This window comes from Algoriphagus oliviformis (genome assembly GCF_017254915.1).
Taxonomy (GTDB): Bacteria; Bacteroidota; Bacteroidia; order Cytophagales; family Cyclobacteriaceae; genus Algoriphagus; species Algoriphagus oliviformis.
On sequence record NZ_JAFKCT010000014.1, the window covers coordinates 17,526 to 40,934 of the forward strand.

Below are 23,409 nucleotides of genomic sequence, written 5' to 3' on the forward strand. Positions count from 1 at the left end.
CGAAGGGCTATTCCATTAGCCGGTTGACTATTTTGAACTCGTTCATGACGCGGTAAGCTGCCCGGGTGATGTCCGAATGGAAATTGGGAGATTGCAGGTCAAAGCTGGCCGCCGTGTAGCCTTGCCAGATGGTGTTGCCCTTTTTGGAGTCGATCACGTAGATGACGAGCATGCCGTTGTTTTGGGAGTAGCGCACCTGGTTGTAGGTTTCGTCTTTTTCCTGTTCCCGCTCGATTTCACCTTCTTCGTTGCGGTAGGTTTGGCCGGTGCGATTCAGCCAGTAGTCAAATTCCGGCTGCACGTATCCGCGATATCGAATGGAATCTGAGAAGATCTTGTAGCTGACCAGCATATCGGGTTTGGAGACTTGCTCGCGAAAGCCCTGCGAACCCAATCGGGCTCCGATGGTGGCGTTGAGCACACTGGCAAGCGTCGAGGAGTCGGGGCCTGCGCTCTCCACAAAGGCGAAGGTTTTATACCTTTTAAACGAGCCGGTGTAATTGTAATCGTAATCGGTGACGTAGTCTTTGGACGAGAAGCAAGAAGCGGTAAGCGCCACAAGCAAAATCAGCAATACTGAAGATCCTTTCATAGCGTTGATGTTTAGGTTGACCGAAATTTTCAAGAAGCAACAAAGAACTCAACCAGAGATTCGGAATTTTGTTTGGTCAAGCCCTTCAGATTGAGGGTAATAGACAACCTAATTTATCAATATCTGCTTAAAAATGTATGTCGTTGCTGGAAATTGATTGGCAAATTTTCCAGCCAGGCCATTTTCTTATATCCCTTTCGAATTCCGTCCAGTTTTTTCCACTTTGACAACAGGAGTTCTTCAGGATAAACAAAAGCGCGGCGTTCCAGTTTTGATTTGAAGGCTTAAGAGATTCTTCTGTCCCAAAGAGTTAAAGTGCGCCTCTTACGCCCAAAAGCAATTTAAATATCGGCGTTGCCAAGAAGGAACTAAGTTTATAAATTGGTGAAAATTCTGGCCGTTGATATGGATAAGAGAGTATGCCTCAATTGTGGTAAGCCGATTCAGGGACGCTTGGACAAGAAGTTTTGCGATGACAGCTGTAGGAATACGTTCAACAATCGACAAAATGCGAGCAGCGTCAATCTGGCTAGAAACATCAACAATACGCTGAAAAGAAACAGGAATATCCTGGAGGCTATTATACCCGAAAACGCAGAGCTGGCTAAGACTACCCGTGAAAGACTGGTGCAGGCTGGCTTTAATTTCAGGTATTTCACCCACATCTATCAAAATAAAAAAGGGAATTGTTACCGATATTGCTACGACTTTGGATATTTGGAATTGGAAGGGGAATGGTTTTTGGTTGTTAGGGAAAAGGATTTTTAGTCCCAATTTTTTGATGGCTCATTTTAGGAAATGTTGAAAAATGTACGGTTTGATTGCCTAGATGATAAAAAATCAAAGTTTTAAAAGAAATTTTCTAAGTTTGCCATCCATCAGGCATGATGGAATTTAATGACGATTTATGTTTAAACTCTTAAGAGTACTGGGGCTAGCCCTGCTTGTTGTGTCCGCTGCGGCATGTGTCTCCAATGAGAAAATCATCTATTTGCAAAACCTTGAAGGGAATGAGCCCATCCCCGACGGCGAATTGATCACCTATGATATTCCCGAATACAAGCTTCAGTACAACGACATCATCGACGTCAATGTGCAAACCGTGGAGGAATTGATCAAGAGCGGATTTAACAACACTCCAGTGATGCTGAACAGCCAACAGATGCAGGTTTCGGGACAAAATGGAGGTGATGTGTATTACATGACAGGATACACGGTAGATAAAAATGGCAATGTAAGGTTGCCGATAGTCGGAGAGGTCCAAGTTCAGAACAAGACTCTCGAAGAAGCAAGGATCCAAATTGAATCCCAGCTAAGACAATATGTAACCTCTGAACTCTACGTAAAAGTGAAGTTGGGAGGAGTCCGTTATTCTGCTTTAGGTGAGTTTAGACGGCCAGGTAAATTCGTAGTGCTACAGGATAGGATGACGATTTTTGAGGCAATTGCCAATGCAGGAGATCTGACCACCATTGCGAAGAGAAATGAAGTTCTACTAATCCGGCAGTATCCTGAAGGAACCAAGCTCCATCGAATCAACCTCAACGACAGACACTTGGTGGAGTCCCCATTTTATTTTATACAGCCAAATGACCAGCTTTACGCCGAGCCGATGAAAGTTCGTGAAGTTGGTGCGGGAGAAAATGCCGCCCAGTCTCTTACCCTTCTTATTTCTGCTATTACAGCAGCAGTTTTGATTATCAATGTTGCCACAAACTAGGATGTATCCAAATTCTCCCCAGCCAAACTCCGGCGCTAACTCCCCATTTCTGGCCAATCACGAGGATGAGATAGACCTAAAGGTTTTAATCTTTAACTATCTACAATATTGGCCCCTATTGCTGATCTTCATGTTTTCGGGATTGGTGGCGGCTTTTCTGTTTAACAGATATACTACCCCCATTTACAAGGTAGAGTCCAGTATCTTGGTGGCGGATGATAAGCCAAGCCTGGGGATGGACCTATTCGAGAGTAGTGGTCTTGGTATGCTGCAAGGCAAAAATAATATTGAAAATGAAATCGGGATTCTAAAGTCCTTTTCGCTTGCCGAAGAGGCAATTGAAGATCTGGGTCTAAATGTTCAGTATTTCCAAGAGGAATTTTTCAAAACTTCCCAGCTTTACGGAAGTGTTCCGTTGATGGTCACCGTCGATTGGACTCAACCTCAGCTCGTAGGGGGGATGTTCAAGATCGCGGTAATTGATGAGAAGACTTTCCATTTGACCATATCAAATGACGAATTTTCGGTCTATTCCCCCTCGGATAAATTTTTTAAATCACTGTTCGAGGAGGATCTTTCGCTCAAGGAGGTCTATTCCTTTGGAGAAGTTATTTCAGGAGAGTTTTACTCTTTCAAAATCGATTTGATCAATGCCCTGCCGGGAGATGAGATACTTTTTAGAGTGCTTGATACACCGTCTTTGGCATTGCAACTACGGGAGGAGCTTAACGTTGCCCCGATCAACAAACAGGCTTCTATTTTAACTCTTAGTCTCGAGACGCCTGTAAGAAGACTTGGTCAGGATTACATCAACAAGCTGATGGAGATGTATCTCCAGCGGGAATTGGAGGAAAAAAACAAGGCCTCTGAAAACACCGTGTTGTTTATTGATCAGCAGCTGAGCGGTATTACGGACTCTCTGAGATATTCGGAAAATAGACTTCAGCAGTACAGAACAGAAAACCGGGTATTCAACCTTTCCCAAGAAGGCGCCGTGATTTTCGAGCGACTCCAAGAGCTTGAAAAAGAAAGAGCCCAAACTGAAGTTACCTTAAAGTACTATAAGACTCTTCAGACTTATTTGTCAAACAACCAATCAACTGATTTGGTAGCCCCTTCTGTGATTGGGATTACGGATCCCTTGCTGAACTCACTGGTTCAGTCTCTGAGCGAACTTCAGGCCGAGCAAGTGAGATTGAAAGCGAATTTTACCGATCAAACGCCGGTAGTCAGAGAAAATGCGAGCCGAGTTCAAAATGCCAAGAGAGCGCTACAGGAAAACGTAAATTTGGCTTCCCAAAATACCCAAAACGTCTTGGCAGATCTAAACAATCGGATCAAGATGATTGAGCGGGATGTCAACTCACTTCCGCAGACCGAACGGAACTTGCTCGGGATTCAGCGGCAGTTTACCATCAACGAGAATATCTACGTATACCTGCTTCAGAAGAAAGCAGAGGCAGAAATCACCAAAGCTGCCAATATGCCTACCAACAGCGTTTTGGATTTTGCAAAGTCCGGTCAATTGCCCGTGGCACCAAAGCGTTCCCTCAATTTGTTGATCGGTATGATCCTAGGTTTGATCTTGCCTATCGGGTTTATCACCGTCAAGGACTTCCTGAACACGAAAATAGAAGATCCAAAGGAGTTGGAAAAGCAGATCAAAGTGCCTCTGATCGGTATGATTGGAAGAAGTACATCCGACGAAGCGCTGCCGGTCTTCAATAATCCAAGATCTTCCGTGACGGAGTCGTTCCGTTCTCTACGGGCAGATTTGGCCTATTTGAGCCCGCAAAAGAGAAATCTCTCACTGCTCTTCACTTCGACTATTTCCGGGGAGGGCAAGACCTTCGTCTCCATGAATATGGCTTCGGTATTTGCCTTGATGGGCAAGAAAACCGTGCTTATCGGCTTGGATTTGAGAAAGCCTAGAATCGCTCAGGATTTCAATCTGAGCAATGACAAGGGGATGAGTACTTGCTTGAGCAGCGATATATCCTGGAAAGATGTCGTAAAGGCATCCGGTTACGAAAACCTGGATGTGATCCTTTCCGGTCCTATTCCTCCCAACCCGGCCGAGTTGCTTTTGCAAGACAAATTCAAAGTCATCGTCAATGAGATCAAAGAAGCTTACGATGTGGTAGTATTCGACTGTCCGCCGGTAGGCTTGGTTTCAGAGACCAAGGAGCTCTTTGGATTTGCCGACGTCAATTTCTACGTTTTCCGCCAAGGATACTCCATGAAAGGCAATAGCCAAATTCTTAATAACCTCGTGGAAAAAGGCGGCGTGACCAAGATCTACGGCGTATTCAACGATCTCCACATTGACAAAGGCTACGGCTACGGTTATGGCTATGGGTATGGCTACGGCTATGGCAACAACTCTTACGGCTATCACGAGGAAGTTCAGCTTCCGTGGTGGAAAAGAGCTTTGAGAAGGCAAAGTTGATAACAAGCCCGGTTTTAGCCGGGCTTTTTTTTGTCATAAACGGCTTGTTCTTTTTCCAAGCTGTCTCTCCTCTAAACTCCCATTTCAACTGCAAATAAATGCCTTGACTATGAGGTTGTGTGCTTTTTTAGGCGCTGTAGTTCAGATGTTTGTTTGGGTAATTCGTTGTGCTGGTTAACTTTACGGAATTAAATTTTGATTTCAGGTCTAAATTGGAATTAAATTCTATTTTCTGCATTTGAAATTCAAAAAAGCTATCCTAAACAACAAAACATGAGAAAATTCGGTTTTGGGTTGGTTTTGTCTTCCATGATCTTGGCTTCCTGCCAGGACTCGGACACCGACCCGCAGACAATTGTGATCAGTACAGACAGCGAGACGCTGAGCGAGCGGATCAAGCTGGACGGCAGCGGGGTGGTATCCCTGATTAATCCCGATGCCGCGGGGAGAATCCTGGAAACCTCCTCGGAACTTCCCATTGTATTGATATCCCAAGTCGAGGCTCCCGAGTACCAGGGAGTGAAGCTCAGAGCTACACACGTGGATATCAATGGTGACTATGCCTACGTGGGCTACAATATGGAAGGCGAAACCTATCTGGGAGCAGTGGAGATCTTTGACATCTCAGATGTCTACAAACCCAAAATCGTTTCCCAGGCCTTGTTTACAGATGCGGAGGTGAGCTCCCTCGAATACGCAAATGGTACCCTTCAATTGGCTATGGCGGTGGATGTGGACGGAGATTTTGGCGTGGATTCTCCTGCCAACCTAGTGCGGGTGGCGGTCGCTGCCGGGAAATTCACCTCTGGTTTTTCTTTTACTTCCCTTCCGGGTTTCGTAGCAAATGACGTCACGGAGGTTGGCAATTCCACTGCCGTCACCACTGGGAATCCAGGCGTTTTGGGTTTGGTGGATCTTGCCGGAAACGTAGCCCAAGAAGTTGAAGTGGAGGATCTGCGAAGCGTCGCCTACGGCAATGATAGGCTGGCAGTTCTAAGCGGCACCGAAGGCGCAATCGTCTACAATCCCTCCAACCTGGCCCAGCTGCTGAAGATTTCCCTAGGCAGCGCTACTCCTGAAGCCAAGAGAACCATCGCTATCGCGGATAACAACCTTTTTGTTTCCGAAGGAAGTGACGGTGCGGGAATCTACAGCCTATCCAGTGGCCAATTGGTCAGCAAGCTCCCTATCCCGATCAATCCTGAAGGTACTGACCCAGGGGATATCGTCACCAACGCCGTTTCGGTGGACAATTCCCTGCTGTTTATGGCCAACGGCGCCGCCGGAATCTCAGTCTCCGACGTGCAGAATACCTCGGATATCAAGAGCCTGGGAATTCTGGATCTGGACGGCTCCTCAAACTTTGTCAGAAATGAAGAAAACTTCATTTTCGTGGCGACCGGAGCCGGGGGGTTGCAAATTCTGAAAATCAACAAGCCAGTGACAGACCCAACGGAAGAGCTTTGCAAAGATCTGCCTGCCTATACTGGCAACAGCAACCTCAACGTCAACTCAAATGAGAAAATGGCTTACTCCGGCTCTGCTTCCTTGAAAAATGTAAACGTCGGCGGAGAGTTGCTGTATTGCGGTTCATTGGCAATCGAGAGCAGCCTCAATGTCAACAGCAATGGTATCATGCAGGTGGTCGGAAGCTTTGCCTTTGGCCAGTACAAAAAGAATACGACGATCAATGTCAACAGTGATTCCTATCTGAAGCTCTCCGGGAGCACCGTAATCTATGGCGACCTAAGATTAAATAGCGGCGCTACCTTGGAATTTGTGGGAGAAGGCAACACGATCACCGTCTATGGCGATGTGACTATCAATAGCGGTGCGAAAATCGTGGGCAATTACACGGATACAGAAGGGAAGCTAAAATAAAGATGGCTTTTGGGCTGCGTTAAGCTAAATTCTTATTTCATTCAAAAAGGGGCGTTGTTTCGCCCCTTTTTTTTGCTTCGAAGAGATTATAGCCGCCTGAGTTCGGCAAGGAACTGCTGCTGATATCGACTGTCTTCCCTGTCGTTTACGATCACCACCCTGGACAATCCAATCGGGTTGATGCCTTGGGGCAGGATCAGCGTTCCCGATTGGTTGTGTGTTTCCTGTATCAACTGCTCTGCCAGCTTCAGCTTGTCGGCTTGCCGGGGAAACTGAACCTGCGTATTGATGTCCAGCTGGCGGATACGGAAGCTGTTGCCGATATGGCTTTGGAGTTTCTTTTCCAGCGAAAGAAGATGGCAAATGGGCGAAGAGGCGGTTATCCTGGGGTTCACCTCGATGATTTTCTCACCGATCAGATCCAGCTCGATCAGGCCAAGGTAGCCTAGTTTATCCAGGCTGGCGAGCTTGGCAAACAGCTTTTCGGCAAACTCCATTCGCTGGGCTTGGTAGGGTTCGCACCATCTCCCTCCTGTAAAGCGGCCCTGTGCGTCTATCTCTTGCCTGTGGACCTGCAGCACTTTCCATTTTTTCTCGGGTAGGATCAATCCCATCGCTCCCCACACCGGGCCGGACAGGTGCTCTTGAAGCTGGAATTTTTGGGGTAAGGTGCCGTCCAGCTCGAGTTTCTGCAAGTGCCCTTTGATTGTTGCTAGTACTGCTCCTTTTGTGCCTTTTGGAAAAAGCCCCAGTCCGGCCGCTCCGCCCGCCGGCTTGAAGACATACTTTCCATCGTCGAGAGAGTCCAGTTGCGAAGGGGAGAAGGTGTCGCGGGCGAAGGGATGGGTTTTGGCAACTGGGAAGCCAGCTTGGGCCAAAAGGGCCATTGCCAGATTTTTGTCCATCAACAAATCGGTTTGCTTGGCTATCAGATCCAAATCCGGCGAAAGGGGGATTGTACCACCCAATTGCCTGTGGAAGCCCGAAGAATAGACGAATCCCAGCAAGGATTGACCGCTTTCGGCCGCTGTCGACACGCTGGCTTCGAGCAGTGTGCCTTTGATCAGTCTGATGTTCTCAATATTGGATTGACAGTCTTCGTCAAAGGAATCGCAGGCGACCATGACTTGTTTGGGAAGGATCTGGAGCCCCGTCAGACGCTTCCAAATGGATGCATTGGCCCGCAGGCTTTCAGAAAGGCTATGCAAAAAACCGCTGGTGACGTGAGGACGAAATAAGAGAAGTGTGTCCTCAGGCCCTGTGTAGAGCTGGGCTTGGATTCCGCTGTCCAGATGGTGCTTGGGCAGGCGGAGCAGCTGCCAGGCAAGATCAGGATCGGAATATACCTCCGACGTGGGCATGGCGACCACTTTTCCGGGCATTTCTCCCCGGATCAAAACGCCCAGATGCGTGAGGCTGTATGAAGTGGCGATGACGGCTAGCATGGACAGTTGCGTCTAGGGGTTTGGAGAAGGCAAAAAAGTCACTTTCGGTAGTTTGTCGTTCAGCTTCAAAAGCCTCCAGGATCCTCAGATTTTGGCTTGAGGTAGACGCTCTCAATCCACTCCTGTTTTTTCAGATTTTCCAAGAGCTTCGCAGGGTCTCCTGACAGCAGGATTTGGTAATACTCGGTGGCAGCCGAAGACTGCTCTTGTGCGGGTATGCTGATCTTGCGGACTGTGGCTTCGCTATCCTTCAGCTGACGATTCACCAGCTCGGTCTGCGCCTTGTCCGCGGAATGAAACGCGCCCTCTTTCACACTCACTCCAGAATGGGGCTTGAGTACGAGGATGATTTCATTGCCCTGATCTTTGGATTCTTGAAGTGGCATGGTAGCGTTGTTTTGGGCTAAAAACTTCCCCGTCCAGAGGCAAAGTAGCACTGTGAAAGCAATGAGCACTAGGCGGACTTGACGGGACATTGGCTTGGTGAAATTAGAAAAGAAAGACCCGGAACCGCAATCCCAGGCCTTTCCGTCGGCAATGGAAGGCTAGGCGATAATACCTCTTGGGTAGCCTTTTTCCATTGTCCAATTGTTGCTCGGGAGGATCTTCAAATATTGGGATCCCTTGAAGAAATAGATGTTCGATGACTTGCCGTTCCAAAGGGCGGCGTTGATGCCGCTGTTGAAAGTGGAAGGCATGCCTTTCCAAGCTGAGGTAATGTTCTTGGGATAGCCGGCATCCATTTTCCAGCCGTTGAGGGGATCGATTCTCACATATTTGTTGCCCTTGAAGAAGTAGATCTTATTGTTGGTGCCCGACCAGAGCGCGGCGTCGATACCCGAGGAAAAGGTAGTCGGGAGTCCCGGCCAATTGCCCGCGATGGGCTTTGGATAGCCGGGCTCTACGGCCCACCCGCTGCTTGGGTTTACCTTGATGTATTGGTTGCCTTTGAAGAAATAGATCCTGTTGTTGGTCTTGGTCCAGATGGCCGCATCGACACCGGAGGCAAAAGAGCTGGGGAAGCCCGGCCAGCCGGAGGAGATGGATTTGGGATAGCCGGATTCCATTTCCCAATTGTTGAAGGGATCTACCTTGATATACTGGCTGCCTTTGAAGATGTAAACCTTGTTGTTCGGTTCGCTCCATATCGCGGCGTCGAGGTCTTGCCCAAAGCTGGCCGGAAATCCGGGCCAGTTGGAGTCGAGGTTCAGGTTTTGGAAGACCTGCTTCAAGTTGGGTCGGTTGCCGATGCGCTGCCTGGCGATGATCTGCGGATAGCCGTTTTCCACATCCCAACTCGTAAGCGGGGAGATCCGCAGGTATTTTTCCCCCTTGAAGAAGTAGATCTTGTTGTTGGTCCCGCTCCAAGTGGCGGCATCCAAGCCCGAGGCAAAATCGGCTGGCATTCCTGGCCAGTTGCCGACGATGGGTTTCGGATAGCCCGACTCCACATTCCAGCTGACGGAGGGGTTGATGCGGATGTACTCACCGCCCTTGAAGAAATAGATTTTGTTGTTCGTTTTGCTGTAAAGTGCCGCGTCCACCCCGGATGCGAAAGAGGAGGGGAAGCCCGGCCAGCTACCCGAGATGGACTTGGGATATCCGGGCTCTACCTTCCAGCCATTGAAAGGGTCGATGCGGATGAACTCGGAGCCTTTGAACATGTACACTTTTTGGTTGGTCTCGCTCCATAGCGCTGCGTTGATGCCGGATAGGAAGCTGGAGGGCATGTCTGGCCAATTGCCGTCGATGGGCTTGGGGTAGCCCGGCTCGATGTTCCAGTTGTTGGCAGGATTGACTTTGACGTATTGGCTGCCCTTGAAGAAGTAGATGTTGTTGGATTTGCCGTTCCAAAGCGATGCGTCAAACCCGCTTCCGAAGCTCGCATTGATTCCTCGCCAGTTGGAGTCGGCATCGGTCTCGTTGGCTCCACTCAGACGCTGCTGGGGCGATCCGGTGCTGCGCAGGAGGTTTCTCATGCCGTTGGAGTTGAGGAGGGATTTTCCGCGGGCTTTCAGCCTTCCCTGGATACAGGCCACCGAGCCGGTGACCACGGGTGAGGCGCTGGAAGTACCGCTGAAGCCCGAAGTGTACCAGAGGTCTTCTGTTTTGAGGAAAAAGACCTTGCTGGTCGTCTTGTCCCAAAAGGCCGCGTCAACCCCACGTCGAAACTCCGCCGGCATGTTTCTCCAGCTGGAGCTGATGGTTTTGGGATAGCCAGGCTCCACATTCCAGGAGGAGGCAGGGGTGATCCGCAGGTATTTGTTTCCCTTGAAAAAATAGATCCGATTGTTGACGTAGCTGTAGATGGCCGCATCGACTCCGCTCGCAAAGGAAGAGGGAAAGCCTGGCCAGTTGCCCGCAATGGGCTTGGGGTAGCCCGGCTCCACGTTCCAAGAGGAAGCGGGAGTGATGCGGACGTATTGGTTTCCCTTGAAGAAATAGATCCGCTTGTTGGACTCGCTCCAAAGCGCTGCGTCGATGCCGTTGGCAAAGTCTGCGGGCATCCCCGGCCAGTTGCCTGCGATGGGTTTGGGGTAGCCTGCTTCCACCGTCCAGCCGTTGTTGGGGTCTGCGCGGTAATATTCGTCTTTCTTGAAGAAATAGACCTTCTGATTGTGATCGCACCAAAAAGAGGCGCTGATTCCATTGCCCATCGCGGAGAGAAAGCCTGGGCCAGAGCCGATGGGTGACTTGGGATAGCCAGATTCCACGGTCCAGTTGTTTGCCGGGTTGAGGCAGACGAACTTGTCGCCTTGCAGATTGCCATATCCCGTGGTGGCGACATTATGCCCCCAGCCTTGGACGTCTACGCGTTTTCCCCAATTGGAGAAGCTCAAGATGCTTCTGTCCATCACAGAGCTGGGAGAAGCGCCAGCACCGACTATGATGGCTCCGGATTGGGGATTGGAGGAGTTGAATGGGTTTTTCCAACTGTTTGGCCAGCCGGAAGGTTTTTTGTCATAGATCGCCAAGTCAAAGTTTTCCATGCCGTTGCCTGCCGCTTCCACGACGATGATGCCTTTGGATGTGGCATAGGTGATGGCGGCAAAGTCATCCGGCCACCACTCGATGGCAATGTAGCCACGCTGGTCATCCCGACCCTGAAAGCCGAATGCGGGCCCCGCACGGTGTACTTCCAGAAGAATGATGTCCCCCGCCTTGCTGGCATTGGCGGCGTTGATGATGGCTTGGGCAGTACCCTGTCCGTTGTGGGAGATGGCCCGCAGCTGGACGTCAGAGCTGATACCCGTCACGCCGATGGAGCTTTCCGCACCGGCGATCACTCCCAATACGGCCGTGCCGTGGTTTCGGGAGGAAGCCACATTGTTGCCGCCCAGGATACTGGAGATTTTGGCGCGCAGGTCCTCATGGGTCAGATTGAAGCCTTGCTCCACATCGACTACGCCTACGCCGCTGCCTCGGCCGCCCACGAGTTTCCAGGAAAACTTGGCGTCCACACCGCCGGGCGCCGCATCCAGATAGCCTTGGTTTCCGGTGAAATCAGGACTTTTCCAAAGGCTGTTGGGATCTTCGGCAGGCGGCTTGATGTAGGCGCCATCCACCCGGGAGTCTTTTAGAAACTCCTCCAGGAGTCCTTCCAAGTTGGACTCGCTCTGGAGGGTGAAGAGGGATTTGGGATTCAGTCGGTTGGACTTTGCAAAGGACTTGAAGTCCGTGGGCATTTGCGCCAAGGCGATTTTGGGATTGAAGATGGGTTGGACTCGGCTTTTCAGCCTTTTGATCGAGGTGTTGAGCGTACCTACCGATGTCCCTTTTGAGGTACGAAAGGTATTTCTGCTCACATCTACTTCGGCGTCGTCTTTGAAGATGACTACCAGTTCCTGTAGATCGGTTTGATTTGGGGATACTCGTTTTAATGCCATGACATGGATGGTTTAAAAGTGAAAAGATTAAAAATGTAGCGGACGAATTCGCTGCAACTAGCGTGGTAAAAAATACGCTTGTAGAAAGATCTGATACGATCTAGTAATAATATAAAAAGAATATGATCATTACACAAGTAATTGATATTTAACTATATGAATATCAATTTCCATTTTTATACCTTGGTTTGTTTAGGTCTACTATGTTATTTACTGTTTAAAGATCTAGGACGATATAGATTCTTGCCTATAGGATGAGTACAGATTTTATTTAATAATGATTATCTGCTTTTTGCCAGTAGTAGCCGTGACGATGCAAAAGAAGGCTAAACTTTAGGCTTTGCCCTACTTCGGTCTTCCGACTTGTCTGAGCAGACAGGCCCGAGTGAAGAAGCAAATTCGTTTTCTGGCAAGATTGCGGATAATCATGAAAAAATATGTTCGTCGTTGAAATCCCCACAGGAGCTGGAAGTAGTCTTTAGCGATGCTGGAGGAATAGATGGATACCGTAAAAAGAAACCTGCACGACTTCCAAAAGGGAAACCGTGCAGGTGGGCTTGGCAAAAAAACGACTGGAATGGATTTCCGCTGTCTACCAGGTTGGATGCTTTTTCATCCAGTTGTCTACGGAGAATTTTCCGGAACCATAGACCAAAAAAACAATCAAAAGGATCAAAACGATCAGGGAGATGCCAAACTCCAGGTTGTTGGTCACCGAGAGGAAGCCCTGCTGGGTGTTGACCAAAAATACCGCAACCAGCAGGATGGGGATCTGGAACACGATCGCGAACCGCGTCACCAGTCCCATGGCGATCAAAATTCCCCCGACCAGGTGGGCGAAAGCGACATAGTGGGCCAGGCCGAGGTTTACAAATTGCAGGTCGGCGGTCTTCATGATCGAGAGCAATGCCTCGGTGTCGGAGATGAAGAGGATGCCTTTGTAGAGGATGAAAAGCCCGAGGATAATGCGGACGAAATCTATCCACTGGGGGTGGTGGGCGTCAGCCCAATGTTCGATTTTGGAAAGGGTGTTCATGGCTTTTGGGGTTATGATCATCCGCTTTTATGCCAATAGGCAGCCTTGACAATCCGAAAGAACGCTAAAATGGGGGCTTTGCCCTACTTCGGTCTTCGGTCATCGGTCTTCCGACCCGATTGAAGAAGCAAATTCGCTTACTGGCAAGATTGAGGATAATCGTGTTTTGGGTTTTGTCTCGCAATAATTTACAAAAAAATATTGCTAAATGCACTGGTATTCAGTTGGGTATGGCTATTCGCTGTTTCCCAGGCTTGGAATTGATCAAAAGGGATTGGCGGAGTTTGGGAGATGGTCGTCATTGACAAGGGGAGGGGATCCACAGATTTTTGGACTGGCCTGGGGGAGGGGATGTTGTAGAATCAACTTTAATTGTTTGCTTTGGAGAAGGTTCCGAAAAATATGGCAGGCGAATTTGGCGCACATCCCCATCAGCAACTGGTCTTAGAGCTTTCCCAAGGCGACGAAAAGGCTTTTGGGAAGCTGTATGCCCTTTTTTCGGAGAAAATCTACCATGTTTCCCGCAGGATGAACCTCGGGCATGAAGACGCCGAGGGAATCGTGCAGGAGGTATTTCTCAAAATCTGGAAGAAACGGCACAAGCTCGATCCCCAGCTATCGATCAATGCCTACATGATTTCGATCGTGAGGTCTCTGGTGATCAAAAAGGCCAAAAAGGAAGCCCGATTTTTTGCTTTTCAAAACTACAACATCCCGCTCTACGAGGTCGAGCGCAGCAATAGTCCCGAGGAGGAGTTTATTTTTTCGGAGTTTCACCATATCTCCAAGGAAATCATCGAGCAGCTGCCTGCGGGGCAAAAACAGATTTTCGTCCTCCGCCATTTCGAAAACCTATCGGTGGAAGAGATCGCCGAGCGGCTGAATATCTCGCGCAGAACGGTGGAAAACCAGATTTTTCGCTCTACCAAGGCCGTGAAGGAAAAGCTCGTCAAGCTGAAAATCATCTCTGCGGGAGTTTTCGTGATGACGCTCAATTCCGTATTGATGCAGGTGATGGACTGAGTTTCCAGTAGCTTCTACTGCGGATTTCAAAAAAGTACAAATTTTTTTCACCAGCGCGTGAGTATTTTTCCGGACTTGGGGCTATAGGTGTCAGTAAATAGCTCCAGATGGATCACAAGAAACGTATAGATGATTTTTTTGCAGGAAAACTGAGTCGGCAACAGGCTCAGGAGCTCCTCGATTGGCTGGACTCGTCGGAGGCGGAGGAATTTTTGTCCGCGGAGATTTTGCAGGCTTGGTCTGAAAAGATCCGCAGCCTGCAGGCCGAAACTTGGGACCCAAAGCCGCTTTGGGAAAAGATCAACCAAGCAAAGGACAGCTATCCCAAACCCTATCTCGCGGTGGACTCCAAGCCAGCTAAAAGGCTGTTCCCAGCTTGGCTCAAGGCCGCCGTCGTACTGCTCCTACTCGGGATCTCCGCACTGTTTTACATCGAGTTGGGACGGGAAAAGGAATCTCCGGTCGAACTCCTGCAGGCAGGTCCCAAGCTGATCGTGAGGGAAAATCCCGCGGGCCAAAAGACGCGGATCAATCTGCCAGACGGCTCTACCGTCTTTCTCAATTCGGAAAGCAAGATCGCCTATTCGGAGGATTTCGCGTCCAACCGACGGATAGAGCTGGAGGGGGAGGGCTTCTTCAAGGTGGCAAGGGATGAGAACCATCCTTTCACCGTGGAATCCAGAGGCGTCCTGACCACCGCGCTGGGGACTTCTTTCAACGTTTCCACCTTTCGACATCAGGACAAAGTCGCGGTCACGCTGGTGACCGGCAAGGTGCGGCTCGAGCAGAAAGGCTCCAAAAACTCCATCGACCTCAATCCAGGCGAGGAATCCCTGCTCTCCCAAGGGCAGGAGGAGCTGAGCAAGTACGTCGTGGAGGTGTTTGACAAGATCAGCTGGACGGAAGGGGTATTGAGGTTTGCCGAGACGCCTTTTGACCAGATGGTCACCACGCTGGAGCGCTGGTATGGAGTGAAAATCCAGGTAAACGGGAATCCAGGAGCCCTCAAGGCCACGGGGACATTTGACAGCAACGAGAGTCTGCGAAACGTGCTGCATGTGCTCGGTGCCTCCATGGAGTTTGAGTACGAGCTAAAGGATAAAGAAGTAGTGGTCACATTCAACTGAGCTGCCTATGTGAGATCCAAAGGACATAAAAAAGAACAGGAGCGTACTGCGAATACGCTCCCGTGAAAACCAAAACACGGCACCCAAGGACTAAAGCTTAGCGGTCTGTCATCCGAGGGTATTTCTATGTTTCAACTTACAACCCTAAAATATGAAAAAAACGATACCACTGATAGTCATGTCTATTAAGTTACTGCTTAGAGGAGTGGCGATACTTTGCCTGACATTGAGTCCCCTGATGGCCAGCACGAGCTCGGCTCAGGTGAAAAGCATAGATGAGGTTCACCTCAAACTGGAAAAGAGAAGCTATTCTCTGACGGAGCTGTTTCGCGAGATCGAAAACAAAACAGATTTCAGCTTTTTCTACACGGATGCCGTCGTTTCCGGCCAGTCTGGCTTGAGCTTCGCAAAGACCTCCGGCACGGTGGAGCAGCATCTCTACCAGATTGCCACGCAGACCAATCTGAGGTTTAAGCAGGTCAACAATACCATCAGCGTCATCGCGCACAGGACGGGAGAGGCCCTCGTGGAGACGGAAGCCCAGCGCGAAAAGATAAGCGGAACCGTCAGGGACGAGTCCGGCATGGGACTGCCCGGCGTCACCGTCTTGGTGGAAGGGACGACCACCGGCACGGTGACCGACATCGACGGCAACTTCAGCATTGAGGCCTCCGAGGGACAGGCACTTATTTTTTCCTTCATCGGCCTGCAGCGCCAAAGAATCGTCGTCGGTTCGGCTACCCTCATGGATGTGGTCATGAGGACCGAGGAAAACAACCTGGAGGAATTTGTGGTGGTCGGCTACGGCACCCTGCAAAAGAAAGACATCACCGGCTCCGTGAGTGCGATCAGCAGTGAGGAGCTCAAGGATCAGCCCGTAGTCAGCGTGGACCAGGCGATTGCCGGTAGGCTGGCAGGCGTGGTGGTCACCCAGGCTACCGGCGCGCCCGGAGGGGGAGCGTCAGTGAGAATCCGCGGTGCGGGCTCGCTCAGCGCGGGCAATGAGCCGCTCTACGTGGTGGATGGCTTTCCGGTCACCAACGACTTTGACCAGAGAAACAACCCGCTCAACACCATCAACCCCAACGACATCGACAACATCCAAGTCCTGAAGGACGCCTCCGCGACCGCAATCTACGGTTCGAGGGGCTCCAATGGCGTGATCCTCATCACGACCAAATCCGGCAAAAACGGCATGTCAAAGATCGACTTCAGCATCAGCACCGGCGTGCAGCAGGTGGAGAAAACCCTGGATGTGCTCAACGCAACCGACTTCGCCTACTATGTCAACGAATCCAGAAACAACGCTTGGGTCAACTCAGGCCCCGGTAGATCGGCTTCCGATCCCAATTCCGTCAGGCTCAACAACGTGATGTACCTCCTGCCGGAGGTTTTGAGCAATCCAGAGTCGCTCGGAGAGGGCACCAACTGGCAGGATGAGATCTTCCGGACTGCCTCCATGAGCAACTATCAGCTGAATTTTTCCGGAGGAAATGAGAAGACCAAGTACTTTGTCTCCGGTGGCTATATGAGCCAAGAGGGGGTAATCATCAACTCGGATCTGGAGCGCTATTCCTTCCGCGTCAACGTGGAATCCCAGATGAACAAGCGTGTGAAGGTCGGTGCGAACATCACGCCTTCCTACACCTTCTCCAACCAGTCTCTTGCCGAAGGCAACTGGCAGGGAGGGGGGATCATCCAGTCGGCCATCACCGCGGCTCCCCACCTGACGCCTTACGACGAGTTTGGCAACTATACCAAGATCACCGGCCAGGGAATTGGGCTTTCGGAAGTGGACAATCCCGTGAAAATCGCCAAGGAGTATTTCCACCAGCAGCAAAACCTGCGATTGCTGGGTACCTCTTTCGCGGAATTCAGCCTGATCGACAACCTGAAGTTTAAGGCGCTCGTAGGCGCGGATATCCGAAATTTCCGCGAGGACATCTTCAGCTCTTCCATCATCAATCCCAACAGTGTCAACGCCACCAAACCTGCCGTTGGCACCAATGCGACCTCCCAGACCAGAAACTGGCTCTCCGAGTTTACCCTCAGCTACAACAAAAGCATCGGCAAACACCACTTTGACGCCGTCCTCGGCTACACGGTACAGCAGGAGTCCCTGGACGTCAACCGCATGACCGGGACCAACTTTGCCAATGACAACATCAAGACCATCAATGCCGCCGGACTCATCTCCAGCGCCACCTCGACCAAAGAGGAATGGGCTCTGATTTCCTATTTGGCCAGGGTAAACTACAACTACGACGACAGATACCTCCTTACGGCTACCTTTCGTCGGGACGGTTCCTCCAGATTTGGGGAGGACAACCGCTGGGGCTCTTTCCCATCGGTCTCCCTGGGATGGAGGATTTCCGAAGAGCAATTTATGGAGGACGTTTCCTGGCTGTCAGAGCTGAGGCTGCGCACCAGCTATGGCTTGACCGGCAACAACTTCATCACCAATTATGGATCGATTGGATTGACCAGCATAGAAAACTATCCGCTGGGAATGAACGGCGGCACAGTCAGCAATGGCATCCGACTTTCCAACATTCCAAACAGCACCCTGGGCTGGGAGAGAAACAGCCAAGCGGACTTGGGAATCGAGATTGGTTTGCTGCAAAACAGAATCTACGCCTCCGCTGACTACTACAATAAGATCACGTCTGACCTGCTGCTCAACGTACCCGTACCGACGCTCACGGGATATTCCACGGCCTTGCAGAACATCGGCGAGATCCAAAACAAAGGTTTTGAATTCACCGTCACCAGCCGAAATACCGTCGGAAAACTGAAGTGGACGACTGACCTGAACTTTTCCACCAACAACATCGAGGTGAGGGCCTTGGGCCCTGACGGCTCTCCCATCATCTCCCGACAGGCTACTTCAGCCAGCGCGCCTACCCACATCACAGAGATCGGATCGGCTCCGGGAAGCTTCTTTGGCTACAACGTGATCGGAGTGTACCAAAACCAGGAGGAAGTCGACAGCAGTCCGGTGATCCTCAATGGCAACGGCACGGTACAGTCCAAGCCCGGCCAGCTGAAGTTTGAGGATGTCAACGGCGATGGTGTGATCAATGCCAACGACCGAAGGGTGCTGGGCAGTCCTTTCCCGGATTTCACTTGGGGTATGACCAACAGCTTCACCTACAAAAACATCGACTTTGCCTTTACGCTTCAGGGAGTACAGGGCTTTGAGGTGCTGAACCTCGCAAGACGCTACTACGGCAACTACGCCGGTTCCTACAACGTGCTGTCCAGCGCTTCCAATGGCTGGATGTCCGAGTCGGACCGCGGCGACGGCGTGTCGCCTATGATCGATCGAAACTTCAACGGCTATGCCGGCAGTACAGTGGTCAACAACGTCACGTCATTGTTTGTGGAGGATGGTTCTTTCCTGAGAATCAGAAACATCACCTTGGGCTACAACCTGCCAGCTTCCCTTTTGGAAAAGGCCAAGCTGTCCAGCGCAAGATTTAGCTTCACGGTACAAAATGCCTACACCTTTACCGACTACGAAGGCTACAATCCCGAGGTAAGCGCCCAGGGTGGCAGCCCTTTGGTGCCAGGTGTGGACGCGGGTGGCTATCCGCTCGCGCGTACGTTTATGTTTGGTTTAAATGTTGGCTTCTAATCTGGACTAGTTATGAAATCGAGTATGAAGAAAACTTCGCCAAGAGAGTTGATTTTCGAGATACGAGATTCCATGTGGCCTTTTAAAAATAAAATCTAAACACATGAAAAACATACAAATATGGGTTGCCGCCGGAGCTTTTGTCATGCTGACCGCAGGGTCTTGCAGCAGCGATTTTCTGGATTTGGCTCCGATTTCCCAGCAAAACAGCAACAACTTCTACAAGACCGCAGAGGACATGGGCAACGCGCTCACGGCTGTCTATGGCTCCCTGCAATACAGCGGGCAGTACTATTCCTCCATGCACGTGATGGGGGATCTGCGCTCGGACAATACCGAGATCACCAACCCCAATGCCGGTGCCGACCTGCAGGCGATCGACAATTTCACCAACACTCCGGTGACTTCCATCAGCAACACCACCTGGACAGGACACTACCAGGGTATCCAAGCCGCCAATATCGTCATTGAGAAGATCGAGGGCGTGGCGATGGATGCGACCCTGAAGGCGCGCTACATCGGTGAGGCGAAGTTCCTGCGGGCGCTGATGTACTTCAACCTGGTGCGGATCTATGGTGACGTGCCCTTGGTGACCAAAGTGATCAACAATCCCCAAGAGGGCTATTCCTATGGGCGAAACAGCACTGAGGAGGTGTACCAGCAGATCATTGCCGACCTGGTGGCCGCTGAGGCCTCGCTGCCCTACACCTACGCCGCGGCAGACGCGGGCCGTGCGACCAAGGGAGCTGCGATGGCGCTGTTGGGCAAGGTGTACTTGACCAGAAAAGAGTGGACTTTGGCCAGCCAAAAGCTGAAGCAGGTAATCGACGAAGCCGCACAGACCAAGTACAAGCTGATGCCGACCTATGCGGGTATTTTCGGAGTCGCGGCTGAAAACAACGCCGAGTCCATCTTTGAGGTGCAATTTAAGAGCAGCTCAAGCGGGGAGGGCAGCCCCTTCGCCAACCAGTTTGCGCCGATAGGGTCTGGTACCGCGGTAGTCTCCGTGGGCAATCCTTTGGGACAGAACATCCCCACCGCAGCGATGAACCTGGCCTACGAGGCCAATGACCTACGAAAAGCAGCCTCCATGAAGACCAGCTACGTGCTGAGCGGCAAAACCACCGAGCACAACTACGTGGTGAAGTACTCCGCGACGCCGGCTTCCAACCTGGATGGGGACAACAACTGGATCGTCTTACGCTATGCGGATGTGCTGCTGATGTACGCCGAGGTGCTCAACGAGCAGGGATTTGTCGCGGATGGGCCTGCCTTTGACTATCTAAACGAGATCAGAACTAGAGCGGGTTTGCCGCTGAAGTCATCCACGCAAGCAGACCCCGCACACCGGATCAGCTCCCAGGCCGAGTTCCGATTGGCGGTGGAGCAGGAGAGACGAGTTGAGCTTGCTTTTGAAGGACACCGCTGGTTTGATCTGCTGAGAACCGGACGGGCGCTGGAGGTATTGGCCGACCAGGGCATCCAGCCGCACCATCTGCTTTTGGCGATACCACAGAGCCAGGTGGACATCAATCCTGGCATGATTGCCCAAAATCCGGGCTACTAAAAAGGAATAGAAAGGGCTAAAAGCTGGGCGCCTTGCCTGCTTTTGCATCAAGTGACGCTTTAGCTTTTAGCCCCTTTTTCCTAGTTTATAGAAAACATCCGATTTGTTGATGAAAAACATTCTTTCGACCCTGGTTTTGGGTTGGGGGCTATCGCTTTGCCTTTTTGCGCAGCAGCCCAAAATCCTCAACCAGCAAGACACCGGCTATCGGGGGATCTGGTACAGCAACGAGCCCTCCAACGATGAGTACGTCTACAAGTACAGCGGGGGACTGGCGACCTATCCGGCCAACCATTACCCTTTTTCCATCTATGTGCCGGAGGTGGACAAGACCTTTTTTTGCTACGGCGGCGCCGACCCCTCCGGCGCGACGCTGTGGCACATGATTTCCTACTATGACCACAAAACCGGTAGGGTGCCCAGGCCAACCGTGGTCCTGGACAAAGAGACGGACAACGCACACGACAATCCCGTCATGAATATCGATGCGGAAGGCTACCTCTGGATCTTTTCCACCGCCCATGGCACGGGCAGCCCGTCCTACGTGCACAAGAGCAAAAAGCCCTACGACATTGCCGAATTTGAGCGGGTGCATGTCACCAAGATGAGGAATGGGAAACGGGTGGAAATGGATAATTTCTCCTACCTCCAGTCCTGGTATCAGCCTGGAAACGGCTTTATCAACCTTTTTACCCACTATGAAACCAAGGTCGTGCCCGGTCAGCCTTCCAAGCCCCGACGGACCATAGGCTATATGACCAGCGCCGATGGAGTGGATTATTCCGAATGGAAAGACCTTGCGGCCATCGAAGAGGGGCACTACCAGACCAGTGGACAATCTGGAAACAAGCTGGGAACCTCCTTCAATTTCCACCCGATCACCGAAGGCGCCAATGGCCTGAACTTCCGAACCAATCTCTACTACCTGCAAACTGAGGATTTTGGGAAAAGCTGGCAGACGGCTCAGGGCGAAACGCTGGATTTGCCTTTGAACCAAGTTCAGAATCCCGCCTTGGTGAAGGACTATTCCTCCATGGGCCGGTTGGTTTACATCAATGACCTGGCTTTTGATCAGGCTGGACGGCCGGTGATTTTGTATGTCACCAGCAAGGGCTACGAGGCTGGCCCGGCAAATGGCCCAAGGACTTGGAACACCGCGAGATTCACCGGCTCCGATTGGGAGATTCTCCCTGTGACAGACTCTGACAACAACTACGACATGGGCTCGCTCTACATGGCTCCCAATGGGGAGTGGAGGATTGTAGGCCCTACGAGCCCCGGGCCTCAGGCCTACAACACAGGCGGGGAAATGGTCCTGTGGATCAGCAAAAACCAAGGTAAAACTTGGAAAAGCAAGCCTATGACTTCCAATAGCGAGTTTAACCACTCCTATGCCCGCCGTCCAGTCCAGGTTCACGATGAGTTTTATGCGTTTTGGGCGGATGGAAATGGACGCGAGAAGTCTTTTTCGAGGCTCTATTTCTCGGACAAAAAGGGAAACGTCTATCTCCTGCCTACCCAGATGGACTCTGATTTTGCGAAACCCATGCGGGTAAAAAGTGCCAAACGTCCTAGGAATGACTAGTCGGCCCCTGCTTTTTTGCCTCCTCTTCTGGACCATCGCCTGTGGGACAAAGGAGCCGGAGCTCCAGCTCCTAGATACCGTGAAGCTGGAGTCGACGGGACTGAAAGTGGAGGTGCTTGCGGATTCGCTGGTGGTGCCCTGGGATCTCGAGGTCGATTCGGAGGGATTTCTCTGGGTGGCTGAGCAAGAGGGCAAAGTGTCCCGAATCGAGCTACAGACCGCAGAAAAGCAGCTCATGCTGCTGATTCCGGACGTCTGGCAGCAGCGGACTTCCGGTCTCCTGGGAATGGCGCTTCACCCGGATTTTGCAAGCAATCCCTTTGTCTATCTGAACTATACCGCCAAAAAGGACACGCTGATCACGAGTCGCCTAATGCGCTATGAGCTCCAAGAAGATGCTTTGACCAATGGTCAGCTGCTGCTGGAGATAGAGGGCGGGACATCGCACAATGGTTCTCGATTGGCTTTTGGCCCGGACGGCATGCTATACTGGGCCACGGGCGACACCCATGATTTCGCCTATGCCCAAGATCCGAAAAAGCTGAATGGAAAGATGCTGCGGATGAAGGCGGACGGGAGCATTCCCGCCGACAATCCCGATCCAAGCAGCTACGTCTGGGCGCTGGGCTTTCGGAACATGCAGGGCTTGGCCTTTTCCGAAAAGGGCCTGCTCTACACCTCGGAACATGGGGACGCGATAGAGGATGAGGTGAACCTGATTCGCTCTGGCGGCAACTACGGCTGGCCAGCCATAGAGGGAAAGCACGATCTGCCAGACGAAGTAGTCTTTGCGGAAGCCCATCAGAGCATCGAGCCCATACGCTCTTGGACTCCGGTGATCGCTCCCGCCGGTCTGGCTTTTTATGGGAAAAAGGAGATTCCCGAGTGGAGCAATTCCCTGCTGCTGACGACGCTCAAGGGGAAAAGCTTGAGGATTCTCCATCTTGCTGAGGATGGGACTGGCATCGGTGAGGAAGAGGTTTTGTTTGAAAACCACTACGGCAGGCTCAGGGATGTGAGCGTGGGACCTCAGGGGGAAATCTACCTGAGCACCAGCAATCGGGATTGGAACCCCCAACCGGGCTTTCCCCTCGCTGGAGATGACAAGATACTTAAGATCAGTGTGACGAATCAATTGAATTCCAGTTCACTAACAGTGTCCCTTCCCAAGATCGCATCATCCTTGGACGGGAAGCAATTGTACCTCAACTACTGCGCTTCCTGCCACAAAGAAGACGGAAGCGGACTAAGCGGGGCCTTTCCGGCTCTCGCGGGATCGTCGCTGGTGGAGGGAGAAATAGGTCCGGTGGTGAAAGTAGTCACTGGAGGAAAAGGACAGATGCCCGCCTTCGCTTTTCTCTCCAACCAGGACATCAGCCAAATCCTAAGCTACGTCCGAAACAGTTTGGGAAGTCAGGCTTCGGAAATCAGTTCAGGAGAAGTAGAAGAAAACAGATAAA

Annotated in this window: 15 protein-coding genes; 10 read left to right on the top strand and 5 right to left on the bottom strand. The window is 51.2% G+C overall.

The window, feature by feature from the left end; all coding sequences use genetic code 11:
• Positions 1–7: 7 nt before the first annotated feature.
• Entirely contained in the window at positions 8–592 is a 585-nt protein-coding gene (locus J0A68_RS21125) for a DUF4136 domain-containing protein (protein WP_206580248.1), read from the bottom strand.
• Between the two features lie 405 nt (positions 593–997).
• Here J0A68_RS21125 and J0A68_RS21130 point away from each other — a divergent pair, with 405 nt between their 5' ends.
• From J0A68_RS21130 to J0A68_RS21145, 4 genes are all read left to right on the top strand, one after another.
• A complete protein-coding gene (locus J0A68_RS21130; protein WP_206580249.1) occupies positions 998–1,360 on the top strand; it encodes a DUF2116 family Zn-ribbon domain-containing protein in 363 nt (120 codons plus the stop codon).
• Positions 1,361–1,499: 139 nt separating this feature from the next.
• Positions 1,500–2,312 (top strand): polysaccharide biosynthesis/export family protein, encoded by an 813-nt coding sequence (locus J0A68_RS21135; protein ID WP_206580250.1) that lies wholly within the window; start codon positions 1,500–1,502, stop codon positions 2,310–2,312.
• 460 nt (positions 2,313–2,772) lie between these two features.
• On the top strand, positions 2,773–4,761 hold the full coding sequence (locus J0A68_RS21140; RefSeq protein WP_317195142.1) for a GumC family protein: 1,989 nt from the start codon (positions 2,773–2,775) through the stop codon (positions 4,759–4,761).
• Between the two features lie 273 nt (positions 4,762–5,034).
• Complete coding sequence (locus J0A68_RS21145; RefSeq protein ID WP_206580252.1) at positions 5,035–6,642, top strand: LVIVD repeat-containing protein; 1,608 nt, start codon at positions 5,035–5,037, stop codon at positions 6,640–6,642.
• An 86-nt stretch (positions 6,643–6,728) separates the two neighbouring features.
• On the opposite strand, the gene J0A68_RS21150 is transcribed toward J0A68_RS21145, so the two are convergent.
• From J0A68_RS21150 to J0A68_RS21165, 4 genes are all read right to left on the bottom strand, one after another.
• On the bottom strand, positions 6,729–8,087 hold the full coding sequence (locus J0A68_RS21150) for an ATP-grasp domain-containing protein (protein ID WP_206580253.1): 1,359 nt from the start codon (positions 8,085–8,087) through the stop codon (positions 6,729–6,731).
• Positions 8,088–8,152: 65 nt separating this feature from the next.
• The gene (locus J0A68_RS21155; RefSeq protein WP_206580254.1) at positions 8,153–8,473 is read right to left on the bottom strand and encodes a hypothetical protein; all 321 of its coding nucleotides are present in this window, start codon (positions 8,471–8,473) and stop codon (positions 8,153–8,155) included.
• Positions 8,474–8,632: 159 nt separating this feature from the next.
• Positions 8,633–11,974 carry a hemopexin repeat-containing protein gene (locus J0A68_RS21160; RefSeq protein ID WP_206580255.1) on the bottom strand — a complete coding sequence of 1,114 codons (3,342 nt, stop codon included), beginning with the start codon at positions 11,972–11,974 and terminating at the stop codon, positions 8,633–8,635.
• 592 nt (positions 11,975–12,566) lie between these two features.
• Positions 12,567–13,010 carry a DoxX family protein gene (locus J0A68_RS21165; RefSeq protein ID WP_206580256.1) on the bottom strand — a complete coding sequence of 148 codons (444 nt, stop codon included), beginning with the start codon at positions 13,008–13,010 and terminating at the stop codon, positions 12,567–12,569.
• A gap of 402 nt (positions 13,011–13,412) precedes the next feature.
• Here J0A68_RS21165 and J0A68_RS21170 point away from each other — a divergent pair, with 402 nt between their 5' ends.
• From J0A68_RS21170 to J0A68_RS21195, 6 genes are all read left to right on the top strand, one after another.
• Positions 13,413–14,033 (top strand): RNA polymerase sigma factor, encoded by a 621-nt coding sequence (locus tag J0A68_RS21170; RefSeq protein WP_206580257.1) that lies wholly within the window; start codon positions 13,413–13,415, stop codon positions 14,031–14,033.
• Between the two features lie 107 nt (positions 14,034–14,140).
• Positions 14,141–15,160, top strand: coding sequence for a FecR family protein (locus J0A68_RS21175; RefSeq protein ID WP_206580258.1), 1,020 nt, complete (start codon positions 14,141–14,143; stop codon positions 15,158–15,160).
• Positions 15,161–15,338: 178 nt separating this feature from the next.
• Positions 15,339–18,797, top strand: coding sequence for a SusC/RagA family TonB-linked outer membrane protein (locus J0A68_RS21180; protein ID WP_236025707.1), 3,459 nt, complete (start codon positions 15,339–15,341; stop codon positions 18,795–18,797).
• A 103-nt stretch (positions 18,798–18,900) separates the two neighbouring features.
• Positions 18,901–20,364 (top strand): RagB/SusD family nutrient uptake outer membrane protein, encoded by a 1,464-nt coding sequence (locus J0A68_RS21185; RefSeq protein WP_206580259.1) that lies wholly within the window; start codon positions 18,901–18,903, stop codon positions 20,362–20,364.
• Between the two features lie 109 nt (positions 20,365–20,473).
• Positions 20,474–21,949 (top strand): BNR-4 repeat-containing protein, encoded by a 1,476-nt coding sequence (locus tag J0A68_RS21190; RefSeq protein ID WP_206580260.1) that lies wholly within the window; start codon positions 20,474–20,476, stop codon positions 21,947–21,949.
• Positions 21,942–23,408: a PQQ-dependent sugar dehydrogenase gene (locus J0A68_RS21195; RefSeq protein WP_206580261.1), complete on the top strand. Its 1,467-nt coding sequence runs from the start codon at positions 21,942–21,944 to the stop codon at positions 23,406–23,408. The genes J0A68_RS21190 and J0A68_RS21195 overlap by 8 nt, the downstream gene beginning before the upstream one ends.
• The last annotated feature ends 1 nt before the right edge of the window (position 23,409 follow it).